This window comes from Glycomyces sp. NPDC048151 (assembly GCF_043202775.1).
GTDB lineage: Bacteria > Actinomycetota > Actinomycetes > Mycobacteriales > Micromonosporaceae > Glycomyces.
This window is the reverse complement of sequence record NZ_JBIDBB010000002.1, coordinates 585,880-601,162: the sequence shown is the minus strand read 5'-3', so window position 1 is coordinate 601,162 and position 15,283 is coordinate 585,880. Positions and strand designations below refer to the sequence as shown.

17 protein-coding genes are annotated in these 15,283 nt (G+C 69.5%); 9 read left to right on the top strand and 8 right to left on the bottom strand.

The genetic code is table 11. From position 1 onward, the window contains the following. Positions 1-4: 4 nt before the first annotated feature. Positions 5-1,240: an ROK family protein gene (locus tag ACGGCP_RS06255; protein ID WP_392961808.1), complete on the bottom strand. Its 1,236-nt coding sequence runs from the start codon at positions 1,238-1,240 to the stop codon at positions 5-7. A 115-nt stretch (positions 1,241-1,355) separates the two neighbouring features. On the opposite strand from ACGGCP_RS06255, the gene ACGGCP_RS06250 reads away from it, so the two are divergent. The 3 genes from ACGGCP_RS06250 to ACGGCP_RS06240 are packed head-to-tail and all read left to right on the top strand — an operon-like array spanning position 1,356 to position 4,543. Continuing rightward, positions 1,356-2,720 (top strand): ABC transporter substrate-binding protein, encoded by a 1,365-nt coding sequence (locus ACGGCP_RS06250; RefSeq protein WP_392961805.1) that lies wholly within the window; start codon positions 1,356-1,358, stop codon positions 2,718-2,720. Next, positions 2,717-3,703: a carbohydrate ABC transporter permease gene (locus ACGGCP_RS06245; RefSeq protein WP_392961802.1), complete on the top strand. Its 987-nt coding sequence runs from the start codon at positions 2,717-2,719 to the stop codon at positions 3,701-3,703. The genes ACGGCP_RS06250 and ACGGCP_RS06245 overlap by 4 nt, the downstream gene beginning before the upstream one ends. Positions 3,704-3,706: 3 nt before the next feature. Then, positions 3,707-4,543: a carbohydrate ABC transporter permease gene (locus ACGGCP_RS06240; protein ID WP_392961799.1), complete on the top strand. Its 837-nt coding sequence runs from the start codon at positions 3,707-3,709 to the stop codon at positions 4,541-4,543. A 74-nt stretch (positions 4,544-4,617) separates the two neighbouring features. On the opposite strand, the gene ACGGCP_RS06235 is transcribed toward ACGGCP_RS06240, so the two are convergent. Together ACGGCP_RS06235 and ACGGCP_RS06230 are read right to left on the bottom strand one after the other, a co-directional pair. Beyond that, positions 4,618-6,285 carry an amidohydrolase family protein gene (locus ACGGCP_RS06235; RefSeq protein WP_392962052.1) on the bottom strand — a complete coding sequence of 556 codons (1,668 nt, stop codon included), beginning with the start codon at positions 6,283-6,285 and terminating at the stop codon, positions 4,618-4,620. Positions 6,286-6,324: 39 nt separating this feature from the next. Beyond that, a complete protein-coding gene (locus tag ACGGCP_RS06230; protein WP_392961796.1) occupies positions 6,325-6,732 on the bottom strand; it encodes a RidA family protein in 408 nt (135 codons plus the stop codon). A gap of 36 nt (positions 6,733-6,768) precedes the next feature. On the opposite strand from ACGGCP_RS06230, the gene ACGGCP_RS06225 reads away from it, so the two are divergent. Further along, positions 6,769-7,968 (top strand): alanine racemase, encoded by a 1,200-nt coding sequence (locus tag ACGGCP_RS06225; protein ID WP_392961793.1) that lies wholly within the window; start codon positions 6,769-6,771, stop codon positions 7,966-7,968. A 42-nt stretch (positions 7,969-8,010) separates the two neighbouring features. On the opposite strand, the gene ACGGCP_RS06220 is transcribed toward ACGGCP_RS06225, so the two are convergent. Next, positions 8,011-8,406: a (deoxy)nucleoside triphosphate pyrophosphohydrolase gene (locus tag ACGGCP_RS06220; RefSeq protein ID WP_392961790.1), complete on the bottom strand. Its 396-nt coding sequence runs from the start codon at positions 8,404-8,406 to the stop codon at positions 8,011-8,013. Positions 8,407-8,533: 127 nt separating this feature from the next. On the opposite strand from ACGGCP_RS06220, the gene ACGGCP_RS06215 reads away from it, so the two are divergent. Continuing rightward, entirely contained in the window at positions 8,534-9,760 is a 1,227-nt protein-coding gene (locus ACGGCP_RS06215; RefSeq protein ID WP_392961787.1) for an RNA-guided endonuclease InsQ/TnpB family protein, read from the top strand. Positions 9,761-10,250: 490 nt separating this feature from the next. Continuing rightward, positions 10,251-10,604, top strand: coding sequence for a pterin dehydratase (locus tag ACGGCP_RS06210; protein WP_392961784.1), 354 nt, complete (start codon positions 10,251-10,253; stop codon positions 10,602-10,604). Between the two features lie 70 nt (positions 10,605-10,674). Here ACGGCP_RS06210 and ACGGCP_RS06205 read toward each other — a convergent pair whose 3' ends face one another. The 3 genes from ACGGCP_RS06205 to ACGGCP_RS06195 all read right to left on the bottom strand — a co-directional run bounded on the left by ACGGCP_RS06205 (position 10,675) and on the right by ACGGCP_RS06195 (position 13,119). Beyond that, the gene (locus ACGGCP_RS06205) at positions 10,675-11,457 is read right to left on the bottom strand and encodes an SDR family NAD(P)-dependent oxidoreductase (protein WP_392961781.1); all 783 of its coding nucleotides are present in this window, start codon (positions 11,455-11,457) and stop codon (positions 10,675-10,677) included. Between the two features lie 90 nt (positions 11,458-11,547). Further along, a complete protein-coding gene (gene ychF / locus ACGGCP_RS06200) occupies positions 11,548-12,621 on the bottom strand; it encodes a redox-regulated ATPase YchF (protein ID WP_392961778.1) in 1,074 nt (357 codons plus the stop codon). Positions 12,622-12,696: 75 nt separating this feature from the next. Next, entirely contained in the window at positions 12,697-13,119 is a 423-nt protein-coding gene (locus ACGGCP_RS06195) for a hypothetical protein (RefSeq protein ID WP_392961775.1), read from the bottom strand. Positions 13,120-13,246: 127 nt separating this feature from the next. On the opposite strand from ACGGCP_RS06195, the gene ACGGCP_RS06190 reads away from it, so the two are divergent. The 3 genes from ACGGCP_RS06190 to ACGGCP_RS06180 all read left to right on the top strand — a co-directional run bounded on the left by ACGGCP_RS06190 (position 13,247) and on the right by ACGGCP_RS06180 (position 14,777). After that, positions 13,247-13,807 carry a TetR/AcrR family transcriptional regulator gene (locus tag ACGGCP_RS06190; RefSeq protein WP_392961772.1) on the top strand — a complete coding sequence of 187 codons (561 nt, stop codon included), beginning with the start codon at positions 13,247-13,249 and terminating at the stop codon, positions 13,805-13,807. Between the two features lie 82 nt (positions 13,808-13,889). Next, on the top strand, positions 13,890-14,336 hold the full coding sequence (locus ACGGCP_RS06185) for a MarR family winged helix-turn-helix transcriptional regulator (protein WP_392961769.1): 447 nt from the start codon (positions 13,890-13,892) through the stop codon (positions 14,334-14,336). 15 nt (positions 14,337-14,351) lie between these two features. Continuing rightward, positions 14,352-14,777, top strand: coding sequence for an organic hydroperoxide resistance protein (locus ACGGCP_RS06180; RefSeq protein WP_392961766.1), 426 nt, complete (start codon positions 14,352-14,354; stop codon positions 14,775-14,777). A gap of 47 nt (positions 14,778-14,824) precedes the next feature. On the opposite strand, the gene ACGGCP_RS06175 is transcribed toward ACGGCP_RS06180, so the two are convergent. Further along, positions 14,825-15,256 (bottom strand): hypothetical protein, encoded by a 432-nt coding sequence (locus ACGGCP_RS06175; protein ID WP_392961763.1) that lies wholly within the window; start codon positions 15,254-15,256, stop codon positions 14,825-14,827. Positions 15,257-15,283: the final 27 nt, after the last annotated feature.

The window sequence follows — 15,283 nt, the reverse complement described above, 5'->3', positions numbered from 1 at the left end:
GACCCTACCGTTGGTAACCGGTTGGTTTGCCGCCCTGCGGTTCCGGTTCGGTGAGGTCGACCAGGGCCGAGGCGAGGCCGGGGCGTTCGCGCAGGATCAGGGCCGCGCCGCCGACGGCTCCGGCGCGGGCGCCGAGGTCGAGGGCGGCGGGGACGACGTCGACTTCGCGCACGAGCGTCAGCGCGTACCGGCGGATCGCGGTGCGCAGTGGGTCGAGGAGCACTTCGCCCGCGCGGGCGAGTTCGCCGCCGACGACGATGCGCTCGGGGTTGAGCAGGTTGCAGAGGCTGGCGAGGACGCGGCCGGTCATCTGGCCGACATCGGCGAGGACGCCTTCGCAGGCGCGGTCGCCCGCGGCGGCCGCGGCGAGCACGTCCTCCACGGTCGCCTTGGCGCCCAGGTGGGGTCGCAGCGCCTTGAGGACGGCGGGGATGCCCGCGTGGAGGACGAGGCAGCCGCGGTTGCCGCACGGGCACGCCGGTCCGTCCACATTGATCGACGTGTGGCCGAGTTCCCCGGCGGCGCCCACGGCGCCGCGGAAGACCCGGCCGTCGAGGATGAGCCCGGTCGCGATGCCGCTGGACAGGCCCACGTACATGAGGTCGCGCACGCCCCTCCCCGCGCCGCTGTAGGCCTCGGCGACGGCCTCGAGCCGCGTGTTGTTCTCGATCGCGACGGGCAGGCCGAGGCGTTCGCCGAACTCGTCGGCGGCGTGCACGTGGGACCACGGCTGGTCGGGCAGCGACGTCGAGACGATCCCGGTGGCCTTCTCGATGGGGCCCGGCAGGCCGACGCCCGCGCCGACGATGCGGCCCCGGTCGAGCCGGTGCTCGGCGATGAGGCCGTCGAGGAGGTCGGCGGCCACGTCGATGCGCTCGGCCCAGCCCAGGTCGGGGTCCACGGCCCGGCCCGCGCCCGCGATCTCGTTGTGCGCCAGGTCGGAGAGGTGCACCCACACGTGGTCGAAGGTGAAGTCGAGGCCGAGCGCGACCGCGGCGCCCGGGTTGACCGCGAGCGCCTCCTTCGCGCGGCCGTCCCCGTCGGGGTCGCCGTCCTGCTCGATGACCAGGCCGCGGGCCATCAGTTCGGTGACGATGGTCGACACGGTGGTGCGCGAGAGGTCGGCGCGGCGGGCGAGTTCGGCGCGGTGCGTGGGTCCCTTGCGCAGCAAGAGGGTCAGCAGCCGTTCCTGGTTCGCCCGGCGCAGTGACTGGAGGGAACCGCTCTTCGTCCGGGGCATGCGCCGATCATACAACCCGCTCATAAATCTGTGTCAAGACTCTTGACGTACTTATGTGAGGGCGGCTAGCCTTCGTCCACAGACTTTTCGTACCCCTTTTGAAAGGCGAAAACCCATGCGTGAATCCCTCGGGACGGCGTTGTCTTCGAAGGCACTGACCCGTCGCAACCTGATGCGCGGCACGGCCGTCGGTGCGGCGGCGGCGGCCGGCGCCGGAGCCCTCTCCGCCTGCGCCCCTTCGGCCGGAGGCGAGGGCGGCGGCAAGAACACCCTCACGATCATGGCCCCGGAGAACGAGTTCAGCCCGGAGTTCCTCAAGAACGCCGAGAAGGAACTCGGCGTCACCATCAAGCGCGTCGAGGTCGACCCGACCAAGCTCACCGCCATGCTCGCCAGCGGCACCGCCCCCGACCTGGTCCGCGGCCTCGGCGCGGTCGAGACCCCCTACGTCGTCTCCCGCGACCTCGCCCTCCCCCTCGACGACTACTTCGCCAAGAGCGAACTGCTCAAAGAGGACGACATCGACCCCGTCAACGACGTGTGGCGCTTCGACGGCTCCGTCCAAGGCCAGGGCCCCCGCTACGGCATGGCCAAGGACTACTCCCAGGACGCCATGTTCTGGTACAACACCGCCCTCTTCGACGCCGCCGGCGTCGCCTACCCCTCCGAGACCGAGCCGGTCACCTACGACGCATGGCTCGACATGGGCAAGCGACTCACCCAGAAGGACGGCGACACCGTCTCCGTCTACGGCCTCTCCGCGGGCGGCCTCGGCCTCTTCCTCGGCCTCACCAACATGGTCGCCTCGGCCGGCGGCAGCCTCTTCTCCGATGACCTGGGCACAGTGGACTTCTCCTCTCCCGAAGGCCAGCAGGCCCTCGCCTGGTACCTCGAGTACGCCCGCGCCCGCGTCGGCTTCAGCCCAGTCGAACCCAACGCCGACGGCTGGGACTGGCCCCCCTACCAGACCTCCCGCCTCGCCATGTCCTGGTCCGGCTACTGGTTCGGCGGCGCGATCGCCGCCGAGGCCGGACTCGCCGAGACGTCCCGCCTCGCCCCCGCCCCCACCATGGGCGCCGAGCGCATCAGCCCCTGCTACGGCGCCACCGGCTACTGGATCCCCAAGGCCTCCAAGAACCACGACGCCGCCTGGCAGCTCTTCGAGTGGTTCATGGGCGGCGACCCCGCCAAGGAGCGCGCCGCCGGAGGCTGGGGCATGCCCAGCCTCATGTCCCTGCGCGCCGACCTCCCCACCGGCACCGCCGCGCAGGCCCAGGCGCTGGCGACCCAGGAGGCCGAGGCCGAGTACTTCAAGGTCCTGTCGTTCACCCCGTACGTCAAGGTCGAGGCGCTCGACGCGGTCCTCAACCAGTACCTGCCCGACGCGATCGACGGCGACGCGACCGCCGCGTCGCTCGCCGACACCCTCAACACCGACATGAACGCCCTGCTGGCCGAAGGCAAGGAGCTCGTGAAGTGACCGCAACGCTCGAAGCGTCGCGGGAGGCTCCCCCCGGGACCGTCCGGCCGCGCCGTGGCAGGCGCGGCCGGGCGGGCCAGCGCCCCCGCACGTTCTACCTGTTCGTGGGGCCATGGATTATCGGGTTCGTGCTGCTGACGATCTTCCCGCTCGGCTACGCGTTCTGGATGAGCCTCACCAACACCGACGGGCTCTCCCCGAACTGGTCCTATGTGGGCCTCGACAACTACGCGCGGGTCTTCCAGGACCAGCAGACCATCGCCTCGCTGGGGCGCACCATGGTCTTCATGCTCGCGACCGTGCCCACGGGCGTCGCGGCGGGCCTGGCGATGGCGGTCATGCTCAACCGCGATTTCCGGGGCCGGGCGCTGTTCCGGGCACTGTTCTACCTGCCTGCCGTCGTGCCCGGCGTGGCCGCCGCCCTGACGTTCAAGATCATCTTCGACAAGAACGCGGGCTTCGCCAACGCCGCCATCGGATCCGCGGGCGGGGAGCCGGTCTCGTGGCTCGCCGACCCGTATGTGCGCATGGTCTTGATCTTCATGATCCTGTGGGGCGTGGGCGGTTCGATGATCGTCTCGCTCGCCGCCCTCCAGGACGTGCCGCGCGAACTCCTCGAAGCCGCCAAAGTGGATGGAGCGGGGCCCGTCTACTCGTTCTTCAAGATCACGCTGCCGCTGCTCAGCCCGATCATCTTCTTCCAGGTCGTCACCGGTGTGATCGGCTCGCTGCAGGTGTTCGTGCCCTCGCTGCTGCTCGCGCCCGTCAACGGCGCGGCCGCCGTCACGGCCGTGCCCGAGGGCAACTACTTCTTCATGGTGCACGTCTACGCCGAGTACTTCGCCAAGAGCCACTTCGGATACGCCTCGGCGCTCCTGTGGGTGCTGTTCCTGTTCGTGCTGCTCATCACCGGCATCGTGTTCAAGATCGGCAACAGGGCGGTCTTCTACGGCGGCGTCGACCCCTCGGAAGGCAAGGGCTAGGACATGACCGAGACCATCGCCCGCCGCGCCCGCGTCACGGCCCTCTACGTCGCCCTGATCGTGCTCGCGGTGATCTTCACCGGCCCGCTCGGCTGGCTCATCCTCACCTCGCTGAAGGCCCCGGACGAGCTGTCGGTCTTCCCGGTCCAGCTGTTCCCCGCGAATCCGCAGTGGCACAACTACATCGACGCGCTGACGTTCATCGACTTCCTCGGCTACGCCCGGAACTCGCTCATCATCGCGACGCTCTCGGCCGTGCTCACCACCCTGTCGTCGGCGTGGATGGCGTACGGGTTCGCGCGGCTCTCCGCTCCGGGCAAGAAGTTCTGGTTCGGCCTGCTCATCTCGACGATGATGATGCCCGGCATCATCACGCTCATCCCGACCTATCTCATGTTCGCGAAGATGAACCTGGTCGACACGTACGTGCCGTGGATCCTGTGGGGCCTCTCGGGCGCGGCGTACATGATCTTCCTGTTCCGGCAGTTCTTCTCAGGGATGCCGAAGGAGCTGGAGGAGGCCGCGATCCTCGACGGCTGCGGGCACGTGCGCATCTTCTGGCGGATCTTCATCCCGCAGTCGTGGCCCGTCCTCGCCGCGTGCATGGTGCTCACCTTCACCGCCGCTTGGGGCGACTACATCGCGCCGAGCCTGCTGCTCAGCTCGGACCGGACCACGCTCGCGGTCATGATGACCGCCGGATACGTGAACGAGAAGGGCTTCCCCGTGCAGAACCTGCTCGCGGCGGGCTCCACCATGTTCATCCTGCCCGTGCTGCTGATGTTCCTGTTCTTCCAGCGGTTCTTCGTGCAGGGCTTCTCCACTTCCGGACTGAAGTAAAAGGTGTCCGGCGTTCCGACCTCGTCTCGGCGGGGCGCCGGTGCAAGACCGGGGCGGCGGCATGGAAGACGGGGTCAAGCCTCCATGCCGCCGCCCCTCCGTGCTCGCCGGGGGTGGCGCTTTCTAGGCGCGGCGTTTCGCAAGAGCGGCAACGGTAAGGAGCGGCGGACTGCGCGGCCTGAAAGGGCTTCGGTGCGTCGCCCTTCGTCGACGGCGGCTTGGCCGTTGACGAACACGTACGGGATGCCCGCCGCCTGCTGCCGGGGCTCCGCGAACGTGGCCCGCGCGTCCACGGTCTCCGGGTCGAACAGGACCAGGTCGGCCGCGAAACCCTCCTTGACCAGACCCCGGTCCTTGAGCCCCAAGGTCGCAGCAGGCCGGCCGCTGAGGTGCGCCACGCACTCCTCCACAGTGAACAGTCCGAGCTCCCGCGTGTAGTGCCCGAGGTAGCGGGCGAAGGAGCCCCACGCCCTCGGGTGGATCTTGTCGCCCGCGAGGACGCCGTCGGTGGATCCGGTGTGGACGCCGTGGCGCATGATCGCGCGCACGTTCTCCTCGTTGCCCACGTGCATGAGGCACGCGGTGCCGAATTCGTCGCGTTCGATGAGGTCCAGGAAGAACTCCGAAGGCCCTTGCGTCCCAGCGGCTTCGCTCACCCGCCGGCCGACCAGGCCCCGCAGCTCCGGCCGCGCGACCCCGGCGATCTCGATCCGCGACCAGTCGACCGGGACGCCGTTCGCGCCGTCCGTGCCCTCGACGTCGAGTTCGCGCCGGATCCTGGCCCGCAGGTTTGGGTCGCGCAGCCGCTCGCTCAGCGCCCCGTAGCCCCCGGCGACCGACCAGCTCGGCAGCAGCGCCGCCAGCATGGTCATGCCCGGCAGGTACGGGTACGTGTCGAGGCTGATCGGCAGGCCCTCGTCGAGCCCTTCGTCGACGAGCTTGAGGAGTTCGGCGGCCCGGCCCTCGTTGACGCCGTAGTTCAGGGTGGCGTGCGCGAGGTGCAGCGCGCAGCCCGAGTCGCGACCGATTTCGATCATCTCGGCGTACCCCTCCATCGCGCCCGCGCCGTAACTGCGCTGGTGGGGGCTGAAGTAGCCGCCGTAGCCCGCGACCACCCTGCACAGTTCGACTAGCTCAATGGTCTTCGCGTACATCCCCGGCGGGTAGCTCAGCCCGGCCGAGAGCCCGAACGCGCCCTCTTCCATGCCTTGGGCGACAAGGGCTTTCATGGTGTGGAGTTCGGCGGGCGCGGGCTCGCGGTCCTCCCAGCCCATCGCGAGCATCCGCACGGTCCCGTGGGGGACCAGGTAGGCGGCGTTGGTCGGGATGCCGCGGCCGTCGATGCCCCGGTCGAGGCGGTCGAGGTACTCGCCGACCGTGCGCCAGTCGTAGTCGACGTCGTGGCGGCCGTTCCAGGCGGCGATGGCCTCCCGCATCTGGGGAGCGGTCGTCTCGTCCACGGGTGCGTACGACAGCCCGTCCTGGCCGAGCACTTCGAGGGTGCAGCCCTGGCCGAGCTTCGCGAGGTGGTCGTGGTCGGCGAGGACCGCCAGCTCCGAGTGGGCGTGCATGTCGATGAACCCGGGGGAGAGGACCAGGCCGCCCGCGTCGACCACCTGCTTCCCGTCCAGGCGCTCGGCGCCGAGCGCCGCGATGCGGCCGTCCTTGAGCCCGACCTCGGCGTTGAAGCGGGGCGCGCCGGTCCCGTCGGCGACCTCGGCCCCTCGGATCACGATGTCCATTTCGGCCACTCGGCGTCCCCTCTCAACTGGCGCGGAGCGTCAGTCTATGCAGGCCAGGGCGTCGATCTCCACCAGCATCTCGGCCCTCGGGAGGGTGCAGATCACGGTGGTGCGGGTCGGGTACGGGACGCCCGCGGTGCAGCGCTCGGCGAGGAACGCGGCGTAGACCTCGTTCATCGCGGCGAAGTCGGCGCGGTCGGCGAGGTAGACGCGGAGGGTCATGACGTCGTCGAGGCTCGCGCCCCCGGCTTCGAGGATCGCGGCGACGTTCTCGAGGGTGCGGCGGGTCTGGGCCTTGACGTCGCCGGGGTGCAGGTACTCGCCGGTGGCCGGGGCGACGGGGCCCTGGCCGGAGACGGCGAGGATCGGGCCCTTGCGGACGCCCTGCGGGAAGGCGTGTGCGGGGGCCGGGGCGGCGTCGGTGCGGATCGCGATCTTCTCGGTCATATAGTAAAGATACATTCCAATTAATGGCGGTGACCCATGGACGAGACCCTCCTGCGCGGCCTCTACGACGAGGTCCTCGACTGGCGCCACAAGGGGATCCCGGCCGCGGCGCACGGCCTCACCATCGGCGAGTGGATCGCTTCGGGGCCCCCCGCCCCCACCCTCCCCACCCCCGTTGTGACGCTTTCGGCGCAGGCGATCGAGCACAACCTCCTCTCCATGGCCGCCTGGTGCGCCGAGCGGCGCCTCGCGCTCGCCCCCCACGGCAAGGCCACGATGGCCCCGCAGCTGTGGCAGCGCCAGCTCGCCGCCGGCGCCGCCGCGATCACCGTCGCCAACCCCTTCCAAGCCGGGGTCGCCCGCCGGTTCGGCGTGCCCCGCATCCTGATCGCCAACCAGATCGCCGACCCTGCCGCGGTTCTACAACTAAGCGTATGGGCCCGGGAAGGGGTCCGCATCTGCCTTCTTTCCGATTCCGGGGTGACGAAAGTAAGGGGTTCTGGGCCCGCGGCTACGCCTCTCGACGTACTCGTCGAGCTCGGCGCCGAAGGCGGCCGGGCCGGGGCCCGCGGGATCGAGGCGGCGCTCGCCGTCGCCGCGGGCATCGAGGCCGACCCGGGCCTGCGGCTCGCGGGCGTCGCCGGATACGAAGGGGCCGTCGCCTCCGGGACCGACGCGGCCGCGCTGGCGGCCGTCGACGACTACCTCGGCGACCTCGCGAGCCTCTACGCGGCCTTGGACTTCGAGACCGACCGCCCGGTCGTCAGCGCGGGCGGCAGCGCCTACTTCGACCGGGTCGCGGCGATCCTCGGCCCGCTCGCGGGCGAGGCCGAAGTGCTGCTGCGCTCCGGCTCCTACCTCGTCCACGACCACGGCTTCTACGCCCGCATGACCCCTGCTGCCCGCGGCGGCGACGGGCCGGTCCTGCGGCCCGCGCTGCGCGGCCGCGCCACCGTCCTCTCCCGACCCGAGCCCGGCCTCGCGATCCTCGACGGCGGCCGCCGCGACTTCCCGTACGACCAGGACCTGCCGATCCCCTTGGGGCTGAACGGGGCTGCGTGCCCGCAGATCAGCGACCAGCACCTGTTCCTCACTGGCGCCGAAGGACTGGCCGTCGGCGACCAGGTCGAACTCGGGCTCTCGCACCCCTGCACGGCCTTCGACAAGTGGCGCCTCATCCCCGTGGTCGACGAGGAGACCGACCTCGTCGTGGACGTGATCCGCACCTTCTTCTAAAGGGGAGCGTCCGAAGGGATCCGCGCCGAGCAGCCGGTTCGGCTAGGCCTCCATGGCTTCCCGGAGGGCGTCGACCGCCGGGCGGTTGCCCGGGAGCCACGGCACGGAGTCGAGCTCAGTGGAAGCGAGCCAGCGCAGCTCCGCGTGCTCCTTCGCGTGCGGCTCGCCCCCGGTGAGCGCCGCGGAGTAGACGCGCAGCAGGTACCGGCCGCCGCCGGTGGCGAGGTCGCCGCCGACGCGTCCGCCGACTTCGATCTCGACGCCGAGCTCTTCGCGGCATTCGCGCACGAGCGCCTCCGCCTCGGTCTCGTCGGGTTCGACCTTGCCGCCGGGGAACTCCCAGAGCCCGGCGAGCTCGGGCGGGTAGGCGCGGGCGGCGGCCAGGACGCGCCGCCCGTCGCGGATCGCGGCGCCCACTACGATGCGCGGCTGGCTCATGCAGTCGTCCCTTGGATGCTCTGTTGTTGGGGCTGTGAAGGAGTCCGGGGCGATTGCAGGCCCGCGGTGCCGTTAGGCGGGATCACGAGCGGAAGAGATGTCATACCCGCAGTTTAGGGTTGTGTACGTGCAGCTTCGTTACACCTATCGGGTCTATCCGACCGCGCCGCAGCGCAAGGTGCTGGCGCGGACGTTCGGATGCGTGCGGACCGTGTACAACGATGCTGTTGCAGCACGCCGGAAGGCATTCGCGGAAGGGGCGCCGTTTCCTTCGACGGCTGAGCTCGACAAACAGCTGATTACGGCGGCAAAGCGGACCCGGGAACGGGCTTGGCTGGCAGAGGTGTCGACGGTGCCGCTGCAGCAGGCGCTGCGAGACTGCTATACGGCATACCGGAATTTCTTCGACTCGCTGAAGGGGAAACGCGACGGAGCAAGGATCGGGCCACCGCGATTCAAACGCCGATCGAACCGGCAGAGCGCTCGGTACACGCGTCATGGGTTTCGCCTCAGGGCAAACGGCCGTTTGTACTTGGCGAAGATCGGAGAACTGCGCGTGGCTTGGTCGCGTGAGTTGCCAGCCGAGCCAAGCTCTGTGACGGTGGTATTGACCCCCACGGGCAAGTACTTCGCCAGTTTCGTCGTCGCGGTCACTGGGGAGATTGAAGGTAGCGGGCCGCCTGCGGATGTTGAAGGCGAGACCGGAATCGATCTCGGGCTCAAGGAATTCGCGGTGCTGCGGGGCGGGAAGGTCATTGAGAACCCGCGCTTCTTCCGGAAGATGGAGCGGAAGCTCGTCAAGGCGCAGCGGGAGTTGTCGCGTAAGCAGAAGGGTAGTGCTAACCGGGCCAAAGCCCGGATTCGACTTGCGCGGGTACATGAGCGGGTCAAGGACCGCAGGGACGACTGGCTGCACAAGCAGGTGGGGTCGATCATCGCCGAGAACCAAGGCGTGTTCGTCGAAGACCTGAATGTCAAAGGCCTGTCCCGTGGCCGGGCGGCGAAGTCGGTAGCGGATGCCGCGCTAGGCCGGTTCCTGGTCTTGCTCGAATCGAGAGCCGCCCGGGCCGGGCGGAGCTTCGTGAAGGTGGACCGGTTCTTCCCGTCGACGCAGTTGTGCTCGGCATGCGGTGCGCTGACTGGGCCGAAGGGGTTGGAAGGCCTAGCGATCCGCTCATGGGCCTGTGGTTGCGGGGCCCTCCATGATCGTGATGCGAATGCAGAGCTCAATATCCGGCGAGAAGGCAAGCGTCTCGTGGCCGCCGGGCTGGCGGATACGTTAAATGCCTGTGGAGGGCTGGTAAGACCGGGGGAGACTCCGGCGCGGCCTGGTGAAACAGGAACCCTCCCGTAGACGGACTGCGACAGCGGACCGCAAGCCGGGAATCTCCGCCTCCCTATAGGCGGGGAGGAAGCCAACGCAAGAGGATATCGGCCCCCGGGTGGCGTTCGAGGCGGCCTTCGTTGCCGGTTCGAGGGGGTTTCGTGACCTTTCGCGCGCCACTTCACGAACTGTGATCGCTACTGTGCAACCTGTTGCTCATACGTTCGGGTGATGCGGTCTAAACCCTACGGTCAGGAATCGTGTCCGCCAGCACAAAACCAGACAAGAACTGTCCCTCGGTGACTGGTATTCCCGATTGATCCTGTTTGCCGGTCTGGACAGAAACTGGGAGACGCGCAAGACTCGGTTCAGAAACGATAAAGATCCGGCGACAATTCAGACACGAAGCCCCCGTGTCCGTCGGAGCCGAATCAGACCACCTTACTGATCGGTCGCGGCCCTGCCTAGGCAGGGCACCGCTTTGCCGGTCGCGGCCAGGATGAAATGGCGATGGTGCCATATGGGGAGAACGGAGCAAGACGACAACGTGCTGCTGGACGCACTGAGGGAGCTCAACGGTTGGGTAGCGGATGACGACGGCCGCCTCTCGCGGTCGCTGCCGCTCGACGATTCCCAGCACGCGGAGCTCGCCGAACACATCAAGATCTTCGCCGACACGCTCGGCGTCAGGCCGGACGTGTCGCGCACCGACGAGGCCACGCTCATCGTGCTCGCCCGCGAGGGCGGGTTCAGCCTCACCGACGTGACCTTCGCCGGCCGCGTCGAGACCGCCTACATCACCATCGCAGGCGACATCGCCGTCCAGGAGATCTCCTCCAAGGGCCGCTTCCGCTGGCTCCGGCGAGGCGAATAACGCGAACCCGCACGGCGGATCGCCGGGGACCCCACCTCCCCGCCGGTCCGCCGCCGTCATGTCCGGGGCCTCACCCGGGCTGCACGGCCTCCGGGTCGTGGCCCTGGCCCGAGCGGCCGCCGTCGACCGGGATCACCGCGCCGCTGATGAACGAGGACCGCTCCGAGAGCAGGAACGCGACCGCGTCCGCGACCTCGGCGGCCTCACCGGCCCGGCCGAGCGGGTGCAGGTCCCGCATCATCGTCGCCACGCGCGCGTACGCCTCCGTGCCTGAGTCCGCCAGCGCCCGCAGCCGCTCGGTCGCCACGGACCCGAGCGCGAGCGCGTTGACCCGCACGTCCCAGGGGCCGTAGTCGACCGCCAGCGCCCGCGTCAGGCCCTCGATCGCGGCCTTCGCGGTCGCGTACGGCAGCGCCCCGCGCACGGCCCGCTGTGCCTGGTGCGAGGAGACGTTGACGATGCTGCCGGGGACGCCCTGGACCCGGAACGCGGCCACTGCGGCGGCGGACCCGGCCAGGCACGGCTGGAGGTTCTGCCGCACGAGTTCGGCGACGACGGTGCCGCCCGCCTCGTGCAGCCACGCGTCGCGGAACACGGCGGCGTTGTTGACCCAGCCGGTGAGGGCGCCGAGCTGTTCTGCGGCTGCGACGGCGCGCGCGGCGACCGCGTCGTCCCCGGCGTCGCCCACGACGACCCACGCCCGGCTCTCACTGATGGCCTCGTCGAGCCATTCGAGCCGTTCGTCGCGCAGCTCCACGACGACGACCGCGCGGTCCTCGCCGAGGAGCCGTTCGACGACGGCCCTGCCGATGCCCTGCCCGCCGCCGGTCACGACCGCTACTTGCCGACTCATGCGCCCACCTCCGAAATCGAAGACGCCGCGACCGATCGGTCGCGGCGTCTGATTCCTTAGTGCTCAAGGAAAGGCGTGTTTAAACCCGGGCTAGACGTTGAAGCGGAACTCCACGACGTCGCCGTCGGCCATGACGTAGTCCTTGCCTTCCATGCGGACCTTGCCCGCGGCCTTGGCGGCCTGCATGGTCTGGGCGGCCATGAGGTCGTCGAAGGAGACGATCTCGGCCTTGATGAAGCCGCGCTGGAAGTCGGTGTGGATCTCGCCGGCGGCCTCGGGGGCGGTGGCGCCCTTCTTGATCGTCCAGGCCCTGGTCTCCTTGGGGCCCGCGGTCAGGTAGGTCTGGAGGCCGAGGGTCTCGAAGCCGACGCTCGCGAGGCGGTCGAGGCCCGGTTCGGTCTGGCCGGTCGACTCGAGGAGTTCGCGGGCCTCGGCCTCGTCGAGGTCGATGAGCTCGGACTCGAACTTGGCGTCGAGGAGGACGGCCTGGGCGGGGGCGACGAGGGCGCGGAGCTTCGCGGCGAGCTCCTCGTCGGCGACCTGGTCCTCGTCGACGTTGAAGACGTAGATGAACGGCTTCGCGGTGAGCAGGTGCAGGTCGTAGAGCAGCTCGGTGTCGAGTCCGGCGGCGAAGATCGTCTGGCCGGAGTCGAGGACCTGCTGCGCGGTCTGGACGGCCTCGAGCTTGGCCTTGGCGTCCTTGTTCATGCGCGCTTCGCGTTCGAGGCGCTTGAGGGCGTTCTCGACGGTCTGGAGGTCGGCGAGGATCAGCTCGGTGTTGATCGTCTCGATGTCGTCGACGGGGGAGACCTTGCCGTCGACGTGGGTGACGTTGCCGTCCTCGAAGACGCGCACGACCTGGGCGATCGCCGAGGTCTCGCGGATGTTGGAGAGGAACTGGTTGCCCTTGCCCGCGCCTTCGGACGCGCCCTTGACCAGGCCCGCGATGTCGACGAAGGTCACCGTGGCGGGGAGGATCTTCTCCGACTCGTAGATCTCGGCCAGCTTCGGGAGCCGGGCGTCCGGGACGGCGACGACGCCGACGTTCGGCTCGATGGTCGCGAACGGGTAGTTCGCCGCGAGGATCTCCGAGCGGGTCAGCGCGTTGAACAGCGTGCTCTTGCCGACGTTGGGCAGGCCGACGATACCGATGCTGAGTTTCACGAGGTCCAAGTCTAGGCGGGGTCGCGCCGCGGTGTCGCGGCGCGACCTCGTGCTGTGTTACGGAAGACCGCGGGATCAGCCGATGAGCAGGCCGACGCCGAGGGTCACGACGCCGAGGGCGAGGCTCGCGGCCCCGGCGAAGACGATCGCGATGAAGCGGTTGGGGGCGGTGCGGCCCCTGCCCGCCATGGCGGCGAAGAACCCGCCGGACATGAGGACGGCGGCGGCCGGGACGGCGATGCGGGCCACCCAGCCCCAGAACCCTTCGAGGCTCGTGGCGTCGGCGAGGACGAGCGTGACGAGGCTGAGGATGACGAGGACCCCGGCGTGGGCGTGCCCGGCCCGGGAGAAGGCCTTCTGGAACTCGGTGACGGGCACCTTGCCCGCGGCGATCCGAAGCAGGAACATGCCGCCGAACTCGATGGTGACGATGGTGAGCAGGCCGACTCCGGCGATGACGCGGGAGGCGTCGCTCAGGGCGAACGTGGACTCGAACATCGGGGGCTTCCAATCGTGAGTGGCTTGGGAACCCAACGTACGCGCGCGTCTTGACAGTGTCAAGTTACTTGCATTGATCGGTGCAGTGGCGTTTGACACTGTCAAGATCCGCGCTACAGTGGCTTTCGTGACCGATCGCTACCACCACGGCGACCTCCGCCGCGCGCTCATCGAGGCCGCCGTCGAGTCCATCGCCGAATCCGGGCCGAGCGCCCTGAGCCTGCGCGCCGTCGCCAAGCGGGCGGGCGTCTCGCACGCAGCCCCGGCCCACCACTTCGGCGACAAGGCCGGGCTCCTGACCGCCGTCGCGGCCGAGGGCTACGACCGCTTCGCCGACGCCCTGGACCACGCGTGGAAGGCGACCGGCGACTTCGTCGAGGTCGGCGTCGCCTACGTGCGCTTCGCCATCGACAACAAGGCGTACTTCGAGACGATGTTCCGGCCAGAACTGCTCCACGAGGACGACCCCGACCTGCAGCGCGCCGAGGCCCGCTCGAACGCCGCGCTCGTGCGCGGCGCGGGCGAGCAGGAGCCCGGCGCCGCGTTCAACCCCGACGCGCTCGGCGCCTGGTCCCTCGTGCACGGCTTCGCGGGCCTGCTCATGGGCGGGAACTTCCCGCAGGCCGTCAAGGACGACCCCGAGGCCGCCCTCCGCCAGATCGCCACACGCGTCCGCTTCGGCAAGTAGGGCAGTGCGTTTCCAACATCGCTGACCTAAGTCACACGCAACTAGATTGCACACAACTGAGTTGTGCACTATCGTCGTTCGCATGGACACGACGCCCCGGCTCCGCGAGCAGGCCTGCTTCGCGCTGTACACCGCGTCCCGCGCGGTGATCGGCCTCTACCGGCCCCTGCTCGACAAGCTCGGGCTGACCTACCCGCAGTACCTGGTCCTCATGGCGCTGTGGGAGACCGACGGCCTCACGGTGAGCGGCCTCGGCGACGCGCTCCAGCTCGACTCCGGGACGCTCTCGCCGCTGCTCAAGCGCCTCGAGGCCGCCGGGTTCGTCGAGCGCCGCCGCGGGTCCGAGGACGAGCGCCGCGTCACCGTCCACCTCACCGAGGCAGGGGCCGCGCTCGAACGCGAAGGCTGCGAGATCACCCAGGTCGTCGGGTCCGCCGCCGGAATGCCCTACGAGGACCTCGTCGCCCTGCGCGACAAGCTCCACGAGTTCACCGACTCCATCCGCACGTACGACGACACCACCGAATAGGCAAAGGGGAAACACATGGAACAGGCCCTCTACGTCGCGAACGCCGTCTCCTCCGGTGAAGGCCGCAACGGCCGCGTCACCACCGGCGACGGCATCATCGACCTCGACCTGGCCATCCAGAAGGAACTGGGCGGCCCCGGAGGCAAGGCCAACCCCGAGCAGCTGTTCGCCGCGGGCTACGCGGCGTGCTTCCACAGCGCGCTCCAGATGATCGCCCGCGCCGCCAAGGTCGACCTGGGCGAGTCCACCGTCGAGGCCTCCGTCGGCATCCACAAGGCGGGCGAGGGCTTCGGGCTCAGCGCGATCCTCGAAGTCGCCACGCCGGGCGCCCCCCGCGAAGTCGCCGAGGGTCTGGTCGCCAAGGCCCACGAGGTCTGCCCCTACTCCAACGCGACGCGCGGCAACATCCAGGTCGAGGTCGACCTGGTCCAGACCGCCTAAGAGGCAAGCAGCAAGGGCCCGCCGGAGACGGCGGGCCCTTCAGCGTGTCAGGACCGCCGGACGATCGCTTTGACGATCTCGACCGGGTAGGCCACCGCAGCCACCGGCACCGCCATGACCCACGCCCGGCCGACCGCGTCGGTGGTCAGCGTGGTCCACAGCGACTGCTCGGGCAGGAACACCAGCCCGGTGACGCACACGGCGGCGGTGCACAGCGCGAACGCGAGCGCACCCGCGCGGATCGGGCGCAGCAGGCCCGGCAGCAGCCGCCCGTCGGCCTGCCGCACGCCGTAGACGATGCCGCCGACCAGCGTGAACACGAGCCAGCCGAAGTTGGTGGAGCTGAATCCGGAGATGCCGTGGTACTCGCCGCGGGTCAGGCCGAGGGCCGCCGCGACGGCGAGCCCGGCGGCCGACGCCCACAGCCAGGGCCACAGGTCGAGCCGGAGGGGCCGGTTGAGGGAGTGAAAGACGTTCATACGTCCATGTTCGACGGTCGGACGCGC